Source organism: Dehalococcoides sp. (assembly GCF_041654235.1).
Classification (GTDB): domain Bacteria; phylum Chloroflexota; class Dehalococcoidia; order Dehalococcoidales; family Dehalococcoidaceae; genus Dehalococcoides; species Dehalococcoides mccartyi_B.
This window is the reverse complement of the sequence record NZ_JBAZDW010000042.1, coordinates 1-11,699: the sequence shown is the minus strand read 5'-3', so window position 1 is coordinate 11,699 and position 11,699 is coordinate 1. Positions and strand designations below refer to the sequence as shown.

Below are 11,699 nucleotides of genomic sequence, written 5' to 3'. Positions count from 1 at the left end.
ATGGTCACATATGGCAATATACTCCATATGTACTTTGGCGGCTTTGGCAATAATATTCAAAGGTGAGTGAACACCGTCTGAAACGGTGGTGTGGATATGCAGGTCTACTTTAGAAGCCATTTCTAGCTTATCTCCCGGTAAATGCGTTCTATACTTGTGGCCAGTCCGGTTTTGGTGTTTACCGTAACCACTACGGCATTAAGCATCACCCTGCCTTGGGCTACACTCAGGCGGCCGGGTATACCGGTCAGAAAACGCTGGATAACCGAATCAGGTTCATCACCTATTATCGAATCAATAGGCCCTACCATGCCAATATCACTGACATATGCAGTGCCTTTGGGCAGCAAACGGGTATCACAAGTGGCTACGTGGGTATGAGTGCCCAGTACGGCGCTTACCCTTCCGTCCAGATAAAACCCCAGTGCCATTTTTTCGGATGTGGCTTCCGCATGAAAGTCTACAATAATGGCAGATGGTTTGAAATTCAGCTTGGTAATAAGGTTGTCAATACTGCGGAAGGGGCAGTCTATGTCGTACATAAAGGTACGACCCATCAGGTTTACAACCAGAACCTTGTTTTTCAGGATGTAGCCCTGACCGGGCACGCCCGGAGGGTAATTTAAGGGGCGGATAACCGGCAGGCTTTCGTCTTCCATTACAGTGGCAATGTCACGGTGTTTCCAGACATGATTGCCGGTGGTAATCACGTCTGCCCCGGCTGATATAAGGTCTTGGGCGGTGGCCGGGGTTATACCAATACCCCCGGCCGTATTTTCTCCGTTTATAACGGTAAAATCTATCTTGTATTCCTGTTTCAGTCCCGGCAAGATATCCCGCAGGGCATCCCGTCCCGGCTTGCCAATGACATCACCGATTACCAGTATTTTCATCATTACCTGCTTTACTTGGCAAAGTCTACGGATCTGGTTTCCCGTATAACGGTAACTTTAATCTGTCCGGGGTATTCCAGACCATCTTCAATCCTCTTGACGATATCTCTGGCCAGCCGCATAGCTCCCAGATCATCAATCTCATCAGGTTTTACCATTATCCGTACTTCACGTCCTGCCTGGATAGCAAAGGATTTTTCAACCCCTTTGAAGCTGTCAGCAATCTCTTCAAGAGCCTTCAGACGTTTGATGTAGTTTTCCAGTGATTCGCGGCGGGCACCGGGTCTGGCCGAAGAAATGGCATCTGCGGCAGATACTATAAAGCCCCAGATGGAAACGGTGGGGGTGTCAAAGTGATGTTCCGCCACACCTTTAATAACTTCGGGAGATTTTTCCCACTGTTTAACCATGTCTGCGCCTATCTGGGTATGGGTGCCTTCCACGTCTCGGTCAACCGCTTTGCCTATATCATGCAGAAAGCCGGCCCGGCGGGCAAGGGTAACATTTACACCCAGCTCACTGCCTATCATGCCGGACATCTGGGCTACTTCTATGCTGTGCTGAAGTACATTCTGGCCGTAACTGGTGCGGTATTTCAGCCGTCCCATTACTTTGATTATTTCGGGTCGCAGTCCGTGAACGCCTGCCTGGTAGGCAGCCTGTTCACCGGAAGCTATCATAGCGGCTTCAACTTCCTCTTTGGCCTTGGTTACCACTTCTTCAATGCGGGCCGGGTGAATACGCCCGTCAATGATAAGTTTTGAAAGTGCCTGACGGGCAACTTCACGCCGCACCGGGTCAAAACTGGAAATAGTAACTGCCTCCGGGGTGTCATCTATTATCAGGTCTACGCCGGTTGCCTGTTCCAAAGCCCGTATATTGCGGCCTTCGCGGCCAATCAGCCTGCCCTTCATTTCGTCACTGGGCAGGGGTACGACATTAGTAGTGGTTTCGGTAACTACGTCAGAGGCACAACGCTGGATAGCCTGGGAAACAACCTCGCGGGCTTTTTCATCCGCTTCGGCTTTTATTTTTATCTCCCACTCACGCAGGCGGCGGGAGGTTTCCTGTTGCATTTCGCCTTCCAGCATTTCAAGCAGGCTCGTTTTGGCCTGTTCAGTGGTCATGTTGGCCACTTCTTCCAGGCGTTTTAGTTCGTTTTCGCGTATTTCTTCAATTTGAGATTGGGTTTCGTCAATGCTTTTTTCCCGGTTGGTTAAAGACTGTTCACGCTGTTCAAGGTTTTCCAGCTTGCGGTCCAGCGCCTCTGTTTTTTGGATAACCCTGTTTTCCTGTTTGGCCAGTTCAGAACGGCGTTCCTTAAGTTCAGTTTCGGCGGAATTGCGAGTCTTGTCAGCCTCGCGCTTGGCTTCCACCAGCACATCCTTAGCTTCCAGTTTGGAATCAGCCAGCATTTTGGTAGCTTTACGCTGGGCAATACGAAGCTGGCGGTTCATAATGAAGCCCCTGAATACGAATAGTGCCATACCGCCGAACACTATACCTATAATAAAACTGAAAAAGATAGCCAGAATAGCAGACAAAGGCAAACCGGTGGTGGTAGCCGGCGCTGTCTCCATAAAAAACTCGAACATATATATAAACCCCTTTCTTTAGAAGCTCTCTTCAACGGGGGTATCAGAGAGCCATGACTATGTAAGACCTAAAATTCGTCTATTGGATCGTTTCCATATTCATTCCACAGGCGGGAAACGGTACGGCTAATTACCTCGTAGCTGAAGCCTCGCCTTAGTAAAAACTGGCTGAGGCGCTGGCGGAATATGTGGTAATTGTCTTTGGGCAGGTTTTTTGCTTTGGTTTCGGCTGCCCTGTAAGCACTGTCCACTTCATCAACAGTGCTTACCACGGTTTCAATTATTTCGCTGGATATACCCTTTCTCTTGAGTTCCAGTGAGGTCAAGCTGCGGCTGCGGGGACGGAATGACTGGCGATTGTCATTCCAGAACTGGGCGAAAGCCTGGTCATTTACCAGCCCCTGTTCTTTCAGCTTGGCTAATATGGAATCAATATCCTGACTGCAAAACCCTCGCCTTACCAGTTTTTGGGCCAGTTCAGACTGGCTGCGCGGGCGATAGGATAAATAACCCATGGCTGCTTCGTAGCAACTTTGGCAATTATCTATAAGCTTCAGAGTTTCAATTTGGCTGGAGCTCAGTTCCTGGTCTACTTTCAGGCCTTCCCTTTCACATACTTTGAGAGACAGGCTGAAGAACTCCTTGCCGTCCAGAGAAATTTTACACCTCTGGTTCCCGCCCCGGGTTTTCCTGATTGCCGTTATGATTGGCATTTAATCCCCCAAAAAAAGACAAAGCCAAGACACACTCTGCCTCAGCCCCAAAATAGATATAGATGTCTTTTTCCGTAAAGCTATGGATTAATCGCCATCGCCAATACTGCAAAGGGTGACCGCTGAGGCACGTATTTTTTCTTCAATTTCCTGCGCCAGATCCGGGTTTGCCGCCAGATAGTTTTTGGCGCTCTCTCTGCCTTGCCCCAGGCGAATGTCACCATAGGAAAAGAAAGCCCCTGCTTTCCTTATAACTTCACTGCTTACGCCTAAATCAATAAGGTTGCCCTCGCGGCTGATACCGGAGTCAAACATGATATCAAATTCGGCTGTCCTGAAAGGAGGAGCAACCTTATTTTTTACCACTTTGGCTCTTACGCGTGTACCAACAGCTACGGTACCCTGCTTGATGGTTTCTATGCGCCTTAGATCTATACGCACCGAACTGTAAAACTTGAGCGCCCGGCCGCCGGGGGTGACTTCGGGATTGCCGAACATAACACCCACCTTTTCTCTTAACTGGTTAATAAAGACAACGGCCGTTCTGGTTTGCCCGATGGAAGCGGTCAATTTTCGCAGGGCCTGAGACATAAGCCTGGCCTGCAAACCTACATGTGAGTCACCCATGTCGCCTTCTATTTCAGCTTTGGGTACCAGCGCCGCCACACTGTCAATCACGATTACACCTATGGCAGCACTTCTCACCAGCTCTTCGGCAATACCAAGCGCTTCTTCGCCGGTATCCGGTTGAGATATTAAAAGCTCATCCAGATTAACCCCGCAGGTTGAAGCGTATTTAGGATCAAGGGCATGTTCCACGTCTATATAGGCGGCTTTTTCACCCATTTTTTGGGCCTGGGCAATAATGTGTTGGGCAAGAGTAGTCTTGCCAGAGCCTTCAGGACCGAATATTTCAGCTACCCGGCCTCTGGGAATCCCGCCAACGCCCAGGGCAATATCAAGTGCCAGTGAACTTGTAGGAATGAACTCAACTGTTTGCCGGAAGGAAGGGTCGCTCAACTTCATTATTGAACCCTTGCCAAAGCGTTTTTCTATTATGCCTACAGTGAGTTCCAGAGCCTTATCTTTTTCCGTGGTCATTTCGCCTCGTTTTCTAGTCAAAATGATAGCATATAGTAAGTTATTCTACAATAAGCCCTTGACTTTTTAGCCCTTTGGCATGAGTGAAAACGGCCTTGTCCAGACCTTGAGTCAAGGGTATGGTTAGTCAGGCTGGTAGAGTACCGAGCTATCCGGTGACTCCCAGACCTCTACCCCCCAAAGCTCAACACCCTTCTTGTTGATAACTGTTTTCAGCTTGTCATATATGTCTTTGGCTATATTTTCGGCCGATGGATTGATGTTGTCAAAGGGTGTCAAGTCATTCAGGCAGGTGTGGTCATAGCTTTGCAGAACCTCATTCAGGCGGGTTTTCAGAAGACTGAAATCAGCTCCCATGCCGCATTCATCCAGCTCTCCGGTTTTAACCTTCAGGGCTACTTCGTAGCGGTGGCCGTGCAGGTTTTCGCACTTACCCTTATATCCCCGCAGAAAATGGGCGGCTTCAAAATGTTTTTTTACACTAAGATAATACACTATTCGTTCTCCTCGTCGTCGTCATAATCGTCTCTGCTGTCCTCAGGCAGGTATGAAAACGGACGGATAGACTGGCCGGGAGGCAGTTCCTCAAGCAAATCCGACAGGCTGGAGCGGCTGCCCGGGTAGATAAAATCAGCTGCCAGTTCCACCAGCGGTAACATTACAAAAGCCCTTTCGGTCAAGTGGGGATGAGGTATGGTCAGGGTGGGCGTATTTAAGCGTTTTTGGCCGTACAGCAGGATATCAATATCTATTAGGCGGGGCTGGTTATGGCTGTTTTGGCTTCGGCCCATCTCTTTTTCCACCTTTTGGGTAAATGCCAAAAGGTCCGGAGGTGAAAGCTCTGTGCGGGCTTCTATAACCATATTTAAAAAGTTCGTCTGGGGAAGGCAGTTCAGCGGTTCGGTTTCATATATAGTGGAACAGCTGGTGATAACGATTTTTTCTGAAAGACGGGTCTGGGCATCTTTCAGGTATTGTTCACGGGTTCCGGTGTTTGACCCCAGTCCCAAATATATTATTTCCATATTTTACCCCTTATAACAGCATCGCTCATCTGGCAGACCCGTCTCATCCGGGCCACGTCATGCACCCTTACAATATCTACCCCTCCCCCTATCCCCAGGGCAACGGTGGCGGCCGTGCCTTCAAGCCGTTCGTTAGGCGGGGTATCCAGCACCTGCCCTATCAGGGATTTGCGGGAAGTACCCAGCAGTACAGGCAGATTAAGGGTTTTCAGTTCTGACAGACGGCGGACAATCTCCAGATTCTGTTCCAAAGTTTTACCGAAACCCACCCCCGGGTCAATTATAATATTTTGGGCTGGTACACCCAGCTCCAGCAGTTTCAGGGCGGTAGATTTCAGTTCGCAGGTGACTGCCTCCATAATGTCTTCCACAGGGTGTTCCCGCTGGTTAGAGGTTATTACCCAGCCAGCTCGGCTTTTGGCCGCCAGTTCAAAAAGTGAAGGGTCTTTTTGTAAACTCCAGACATCATTTACTATGCAGGCACCCGCCTTCAGGGCTTCCTCAGCCACTTCACGGCGGTAGGTATCTATGCTTATGGGGATATCCAGATTCCGCACTATAAGACGTATAGCCGGAATTACCCGTCCCAGTTCTTCTTCGGTGCTTACAGGCGGGCAGTTCGGGCGGGTACTTTCACCGCCTATATCCAGTATATCCGCCCCTTCTTTTGCAAAGCGGCGGGCTTGTTCCAGTGCCGCTTCGGGGTTAGCACCCAGTCCGTCACCCGAAAATGAGTCCGGAGTGACATTTACAATGCCCATTATATAGGTACGCTCTCCCCAGCCAAATTGCTTTGAGCCGAAGTGGCTGCTTGCGGGTTTTGTAATGGGTAAATTCATCACCTTTGTCCTCTATACTGATTATCTCAGCAAATGCTCAAAGGAGCAAGAAAATGCTATCAAACAGCCGTAATTTCCAAGCACGAAAGGGCCTTTTAAAAGCTTTTTACGGCTAAACTAATTTGTTATGTAGTTTGACAAGCTAAATTTTAGCGAGTATCATAAAACGTTGGTTGTGAGTATTTGCTATATTTACAATTAAGCCTCAGTCTAAACTCATTTTCAGGTTTAATTTAGGAGGTTACACATGCCTAAGATTGGTCCTATGGAAATTCTTATCATTGTCCTTTTGGTTGTGGTAGTTTTCGGTGTAGGCAAACTTCCTCAGGTTGGAGATGCTATCGGCAAGGGTATCAGGAACTTCAGAAAAGCGTCCACCGGTGAAGACGCCAAAGAAGAAGTTGAAGCCAAGGAAGAAACCAAGCCCGCTGAAAAATCCGAATAGTCCAAATATAAATTGGGATAAGCCCCTTCCTTGAGAATAGGAAGGGATTTGTTTAGCGAACCTGTAAAAGGTTCAAAATAGGAGGTAGGCTATGCCTAAGATTGGCCCTATAGAAATACTTATCATTGTACTCCTAGTTGTGGTGGTATTCGGTGCCAGCCGTATTCCTAAAGTAGGCGAATCACTGGGTAAAGCCCTGCATAATATCCGCAAGAAGAACGACTTTGAAGAAGAAACCCCCAAACCGAAGGTTGTTAAAAAACTTGAGGATGATGCGGTTTCTGCCAAGATAAATGAAAAGATAGCTGAGACTAAAAAAGAGTCTTAAGCCCTTTACTTAGGGTGTTTTCTTCATAAGGCTTAAAAGTAAAATTCGTTGGTAATTTGAAATAAGGCGTTAAATTATGGATTTTCTGGGAATTGGCTTCGGTGAAATTATTATCGTGCTTATTGTGGCCACGCTCATTTTCGGGCCCGGCAAGATACCTGAATTTGCCCGTCAGATTGGCCAGTTCGTTAATTCTTTCCGCAAAGTAACCGGTGAAATGACCAGAGATTTTACCCGGGCTATTGATGCTGAGAATTTGGCATCTCCCGGTAAAAAGAAAACCGGCAGTTCTACCAGTACCTCCACCAGTAAATCCAAATCGCTTGATAACTTTTTAAATGGACCTGGAAGCGGGGGTAAAGCGTGAGTACTAAAAACGAAACTCCCGAAGTAGAGGAAGAAGAACCCCCTGAAGAAGTAAAAGCCAAGGGCAAGATGCCTATTGGCGGGCATTTTAACGAACTTCGCCAGCGTTTTACCCGCGGGATAATTGCACTGGTTGTGGGCGTAATGGCGGCCTTTTTCTTTGCCACACCTATAATAGGGTTTCTGACCGCTCCCGGCGGCCCGGATTTCAAACCGGCTCAGTTGGGGGTTATGGAATATGCCTCGGTCTTTTTCAATGTATCACTCTGGGCAGGATTCATTCTTGCCTCTCCTTATATACTCTACCAGTTGATTGCTTTTATTACCCCGGCACTCAACCGCAACGAAAAGAAATTTATCTTCATATCCATACCGGCAGTGACCGTGATGTTTCTGGCAGGTTTGGCCTTCGCATATTATGTAGCTTTGCCGCCCGCTTTAAACATTCTGTTGCACTGGGGTGATGACGTGGTGCTCACCGTGGTGGGCATCAAAGACTATATGAATGTAGTTACCCGGATACTTATTGCTCTGGGGCTTATATTTGAGACCCCCTTTATCATTATGGTACTGGCCAGACTGGGTGTTGTATCCCCAAAGTGGCTGGCCTCAAAACGTAAAATCTGGGTGGTAATTGCCTTTGTCATTGCCGCTCTTATAACCCCCACTTTTGACCCCGTAAACCAGACTATTATGGCCGGTCCGTTAATCGTCCTTTATGAGATATCTATTTGGCTGTCGAAACTGGTCTACCGCAAGAAGAGGGAAGTAATCGAGTCTAAGTAATCCACAGGGAAACCCCTGACTTATTTGAATTTCTCTAATAGATTAGAGTAAACTAAGTGTATCTTGAAGAGGCTTGAATAAAGCCTCTCTCCTTATTTATCCATTTTGAATGGTAAGTGATTGAATAATTCAAACCGGTTTAGCCCAAATCGCAGCAGGATAGTTACTTTGCTGGCTCTTTTAAGCTTGGGATTGGCCGCTTTGTATGGTTTTACCCATCAGGATTTAGGTTACCAGGAATACATTCCTCAGGTAGTACCGGAAAATTCTGAATATACCGAACTGATAGCTACCAGTCAGGGCGTGCTTTATGCCATACTGGATGCCGAAGGTCAGCTCCAAAGCTATGTTACTATTTCACAGGGACAGGGTTATGGCGGTCCGTTGCTGGTTGCTCTTGACTGGAGCCTTGACGGCATTATCCTGCAGATATCTGTTCCCGTTCATCACGAAGATCTTCCCTGGTGGCGGGTTCTTGAAGCCAGACATTTTTTTGACCAGTACATAGGCCGGGATTACGAAGAGCCTATCCAGATACACGAAGATATAGACGCTGTTTCCGGTTCTACCGTTTCTTCAAACGGGGTGGCTATGGCGGTCAAAGCCGGAAGGCTTCTGGTAGTAAAAGAACTTGGATCCGACTATAAAGACCCGCTTCCGGGTATAAAATTTGGTTTGCCCGAATTACTGGTATGTTTAGGGATTGCATTTGTCTTTTGGGTACGTACCTTCAGGCCGTTTAAAAACCCCAAATATGCCCGTTATCTGGCTTTGACCTATAGCTTCTTTATAGTGGGTATCTGGCTTTCGGTACCCCTTAGTCTAAACAATATATCCAGTTTTCTGGTAGGTTATGCCCCCAGTGTTGAGCAATTTATCATCTTTTATATTGTGGTCTGGGGAATACTGGGATTGGCTATTCTCTTTGGCAAAAACTATTACTGTTATTGGTTATGCCCTTTCGCCGCCGTTCAAGAAGGGCTTCATTTCATAGGTGAGGGGGTTTCTCCCTCTGCCAAAACCCAGAAACGTTTTAAATGGGTACGCTATGCGCTCCTTTGGCTGGCACTGATGCTGGTTTTTGTATTCAGAGCACCCAATGTATCCGGGTTTGAGCCTTGGAATCTATTTTTCAGCCTCAAAGGTGACTTTCCGGAATGGATACTTCTGATAGCCACACTTGCAGGTGCTCTGCTGTTTTACAATTTTTGGTGTAATTATCTTTGCCCTGTAGGGGCTTCACTGGATATAATAATAAAGGCGCGTAAATGGGTGGGGAATAAATGGAACAGCCTGTTAAAGAAAAAAGCAAGGCGATAGATATTTTCCTGATTGTCATGGTGTCATTCTGTGTACTTATCAGTCTGGTGGTCATGTTTGTAAAGGCTTCGGGTCTGATAGATTAAATTATTCGGGTTCAAAGGGAGACCTCTGGCGTGCCCCTGAGCTTGCCAAGGGAATATATGCGTGATAAACTAACTATTTAGTTGTAGTATTATCAGTGAATTATTTATCTGATAATAGTTATTAATAAACAATCATTTCTGGGGTACGCAGACTAGTAGTGGGGTGTCTCAGAAAGTGAGGCGGTCATTATATGCAGAGCAGTTTCTGGAAGCTACACGGTAAAAAAGCGCTTATAATATTTGCCATCCTTACGGTGGTGATAGCCGGAGTGATAGGCAAAGTTTCAGCTTCGCCTGATGTTGAGCAGTATCTATCCAAGGTTGTTCCGGAAGCTGCCAGCTTCAAAAAACTGGCTGACCGGGCGTCAGATGATCTTTATCTCTTCGGTGCCCTTGACTCTGACGGCAACCAGATTGCTTTTGTTACTTCCGGCAAGGGTTTGGGTTATGCCGGCCCTATGACGGTAGTGGTTGCCTGGAGCAATGATGGCGTTATTTTGGCTATGGATGTTCCCCAAACCAACGATACCCCTGCCTGGTATAACAGACTTGCCGCCAATGATTATTTTTCCCAGTTTATCGGGCGTTCTTATCAAGATCCTCTTCAGCTGAATGAAGATATCAATGCAGTTTCCGGAGCTACCCGCTCTTCAACCGGTGTTGATACCGGTGTCCGTGAAGGCCGCCTGATACTTTCTGAACAGCTTGGCAACCCCTATCCGGTTCCGCCTGAACCTATCAATTTCGGGCTGGCCGAGGTGTTTTTTATCGCCGGTATTTTGGCCGTATTTGCCTTGCGCATGATACCGTCTTTACGCAAAATACATGTCCTTCGTTACCTCAGTCTACTGGTCGGACTGGCGGTATTCGGTATCTGGCTGTCTGTACCGCTTAGCCTGGTCAACTTTATCGTTTTCCCCACTGGCTTTGCACCTAGCTGGCAGAGTAATATGCTCTTGTACCTTATGGTCTTTGGTATCATAGGGGCAGCGCTTGCCTTCGGTAAAAATCTTTGGTGTTTCTGGATGTGTCCGTTCTCTGCCATTCAGGAGGGCTTGAATTTTATCGGCGGCGGCCGTACCCGTCCCATTACCCGCACTCAGCTTGTTATGCGTAACACCCGTTACGTGATTCTCTGGCTGATAGTGGTACTGGTTCTGGTTTTCCAGTCCCCTTCACTGGCCGTATTTGAACCTTGGAACACTATCTTTAGCCTTAAGGGTGTACTAGACCAGTGGCTTCTGGTGATAGCCACTCTGGGCGTGTCTCTCTTCATCCATGATTTCTGGTGTCATTATCTTTGCCCGGTGGGCGCTACTATGGATATCATACTTAAAATACGAAAAAGCACTATTGGGCTGGTTAATAAATTTTCCGGCAAATAGCTTTAGATTTAGTGACAATAAGTTTTTTACCATCACCAAATCCGGTTCTTTTTAAGGGTTTGGGGTTGGGGAGGATAAAGAAGTGAAGAATAAACTAACCAGAAGAGACTTTATCAGGATTTCAGCCGTAGGTGCCGGGGTTTTAGCTGCCGGCGGTTTAGGGGTTAAGGAGCTGATTACCTCGGCGGCTGAATGCCAGTATTCTGAAACCAAAGCTCTTTTGGGAACCTATATAACAATTACCCTGATAGATAGCGGTCAGGACAGCGCCAAAGCCAAGGTCAAAGATACCTTTGCCGAAATTGAGCGGTTGTCTTCTGTATTTAACCGTTTTGATATAACCTCAGAGCTTTACCGCCTGAATAGGAGCGGACAGGCCATAGGTGCTTCAAGCGAATTCGTATCCGTTCTTTCCAGTGCCCGGTATTGTGCCGAGCTTAGCGGCGGGGCATTTGACCCGACTGTACTGCCTGCTCTGGATCTCTGTCAGGACAGTTTTGCCAAAACCAAACTGCCTCCCTCTTCCGCCCAGCTTGCTGAAGTAAAACATCTGGTTGATTACAGGGAAATGTCTATCAAAGGCAAGGATATAGTTTTGGGCAGGAACGGCATGGCCATTACTCTGGATGGTATTGCCAAGGGTTATATTGTAGACATGGCTAGTTCCTATCTGCGCGGGCGGGGTGTCAGCCAGATAATAGTTGAAGCCGGTGGAGATTTGGCTCTTCAGGGCATGCGTGAAGACGGCCAGCCTTGGAAAGTAGGTATCACCCACCCCAGAGCTTATACCGGTTATTATGATGTTATCCAGTCTTCA

General features: G+C 47.4%; 15 protein-coding genes. 8 read left to right on the top strand and 7 right to left on the bottom strand.

Features of this window, described 5'->3' with window-relative positions; genetic code table 11:
* Window positions 1–122 precede the first annotated feature (122 nt).
* The 7 genes from WC259_RS05965 to folP form a co-directional block, all read right to left on the bottom strand.
* Window positions 123–893 (bottom strand): TIGR00282 family metallophosphoesterase, encoded by a 771-nt coding sequence (locus WC259_RS05965; RefSeq protein WP_011310044.1) that lies wholly within the window; start codon window positions 891–893, stop codon window positions 123–125.
* Between the two features lie 11 nt (window positions 894–904).
* The gene (gene rny / locus WC259_RS05960) at window positions 905–2,488 is read right to left on the bottom strand and encodes a ribonuclease Y (RefSeq protein WP_011310043.1); all 1,584 of its coding nucleotides are present in this window, start codon (window positions 2,486–2,488) and stop codon (window positions 905–907) included.
* Window positions 2,489–2,556: 68 nt separating this feature from the next.
* Window positions 2,557–3,201, bottom strand: a complete 645-nt coding sequence (locus WC259_RS05955) for a regulatory protein RecX (RefSeq protein WP_011310042.1) — start codon at window positions 3,199–3,201, stop codon at window positions 2,557–2,559.
* Window positions 3,202–3,288: 87 nt separating this feature from the next.
* Window positions 3,289–4,302, bottom strand: coding sequence for a recombinase RecA (gene recA, locus WC259_RS05950; protein WP_011310041.1), 1,014 nt, complete (start codon window positions 4,300–4,302; stop codon window positions 3,289–3,291).
* Between the two features lie 123 nt (window positions 4,303–4,425).
* Entirely contained in the window at window positions 4,426–4,797 is a 372-nt protein-coding gene (gene queD / locus WC259_RS05945) for a 6-carboxytetrahydropterin synthase QueD (RefSeq protein WP_011310040.1), read from the bottom strand.
* Window positions 4,797–5,327 (bottom strand): 2-amino-4-hydroxy-6-hydroxymethyldihydropteridine diphosphokinase, encoded by a 531-nt coding sequence (gene folK, locus WC259_RS05940; protein WP_011310039.1) that lies wholly within the window; start codon window positions 5,325–5,327, stop codon window positions 4,797–4,799. The genes queD and folK overlap by 1 nt, the downstream gene beginning before the upstream one ends.
* The gene (gene folP, locus WC259_RS05935) at window positions 5,318–6,166 is read right to left on the bottom strand and encodes a dihydropteroate synthase (RefSeq protein WP_012984557.1); all 849 of its coding nucleotides are present in this window, start codon (window positions 6,164–6,166) and stop codon (window positions 5,318–5,320) included. Before folP ends, folK begins: the two co-directional genes overlap by 10 nt.
* A gap of 247 nt (window positions 6,167–6,413) precedes the next feature.
* Between folP and tatA the strand changes: the two genes are divergently transcribed.
* The 8 genes from tatA to WC259_RS05895 form a co-directional block, all read left to right on the top strand.
* Window positions 6,414–6,611, top strand: a complete 198-nt coding sequence (tatA, locus tag WC259_RS05930; RefSeq protein WP_078409796.1) for a twin-arginine translocase TatA/TatE family subunit — start codon at window positions 6,414–6,416, stop codon at window positions 6,609–6,611.
* A gap of 91 nt (window positions 6,612–6,702) precedes the next feature.
* On the top strand, window positions 6,703–6,939 hold the full coding sequence (locus WC259_RS05925) for a twin-arginine translocase TatA/TatE family subunit (RefSeq protein WP_011310036.1): 237 nt from the start codon (window positions 6,703–6,705) through the stop codon (window positions 6,937–6,939).
* Between the two features lie 76 nt (window positions 6,940–7,015).
* A complete protein-coding gene (locus WC259_RS05920; protein ID WP_011310035.1) occupies window positions 7,016–7,306 on the top strand; it encodes a twin-arginine translocase TatA/TatE family subunit in 291 nt (96 codons plus the stop codon).
* Window positions 7,303–8,091: a twin-arginine translocase subunit TatC gene (gene tatC / locus WC259_RS05915; protein ID WP_011310034.1), complete on the top strand. Its 789-nt coding sequence runs from the start codon at window positions 7,303–7,305 to the stop codon at window positions 8,089–8,091. Before WC259_RS05920 ends, tatC begins: the two co-directional genes overlap by 4 nt.
* A gap of 168 nt (window positions 8,092–8,259) precedes the next feature.
* Window positions 8,260–9,411 (top strand): 4Fe-4S binding protein, encoded by a 1,152-nt coding sequence (locus tag WC259_RS05910; RefSeq protein ID WP_061977588.1) that lies wholly within the window; start codon window positions 8,260–8,262, stop codon window positions 9,409–9,411.
* Entirely contained in the window at window positions 9,375–9,497 is a 123-nt protein-coding gene (locus WC259_RS05905) for a hypothetical protein (protein ID WP_011310032.1), read from the top strand. Before WC259_RS05910 ends, WC259_RS05905 begins: the two co-directional genes overlap by 37 nt.
* A 191-nt stretch (window positions 9,498–9,688) precedes the next feature.
* Window positions 9,689–10,882 (top strand): 4Fe-4S binding protein, encoded by a 1,194-nt coding sequence (locus tag WC259_RS05900; protein WP_078409794.1) that lies wholly within the window; start codon window positions 9,689–9,691, stop codon window positions 10,880–10,882.
* A gap of 82 nt (window positions 10,883–10,964) precedes the next feature.
* The coding region (locus WC259_RS05895; RefSeq protein ID WP_372643573.1) for an FAD:protein FMN transferase at window positions 10,965–11,699 on the top strand (735 nt) is incomplete at its 3' end.

Bases quoted from the DNA above. Each gene is read 5' to 3' on its own strand.
- WC259_RS05965 (WP_011310044.1), bottom strand. From the start codon at position 893: ATGAAAATACTGGTAATCGGTGATGTCATTGGCAAGCCGGGACGGGAT.
- rny (WP_011310043.1), bottom strand. From the start codon at position 2,488: ATGTTCGAGTTTTTTATGGAGACAGCGCCGGCTACCACCACCGGTTTG.
- WC259_RS05955 (WP_011310042.1), bottom strand. From the start codon at position 3,201: ATGCCAATCATAACGGCAATCAGGAAAACCCGGGGCGGGAACCAGAGG.
- recA (WP_011310041.1), bottom strand. From the start codon at position 4,302: ATGACCACGGAAAAAGATAAGGCTCTGGAACTCACTGTAGGCATAATA.
- folK (WP_011310039.1), bottom strand. From the start codon at position 5,327: ATGGAAATAATATATTTGGGACTGGGGTCAAACACCGGAACCCGTGAA.
- folP (WP_012984557.1), bottom strand. From the start codon at position 6,166: ATGAATTTACCCATTACAAAACCCGCAAGCAGCCACTTCGGCTCAAAG.
- tatA (WP_078409796.1), top strand. From the start codon at position 6,414: ATGCCTAAGATTGGTCCTATGGAAATTCTTATCATTGTCCTTTTGGTT.
- WC259_RS05925 (WP_011310036.1), top strand. From the start codon at position 6,703: ATGCCTAAGATTGGCCCTATAGAAATACTTATCATTGTACTCCTAGTT.
- WC259_RS05920 (WP_011310035.1), top strand. From the start codon at position 7,016: ATGGATTTTCTGGGAATTGGCTTCGGTGAAATTATTATCGTGCTTATT.
- WC259_RS05905 (WP_011310032.1), top strand. From the start codon at position 9,375: ATGGAACAGCCTGTTAAAGAAAAAAGCAAGGCGATAGATATTTTCCTG.
- WC259_RS05900 (WP_078409794.1), top strand. From the start codon at position 9,689: ATGCAGAGCAGTTTCTGGAAGCTACACGGTAAAAAAGCGCTTATAATA.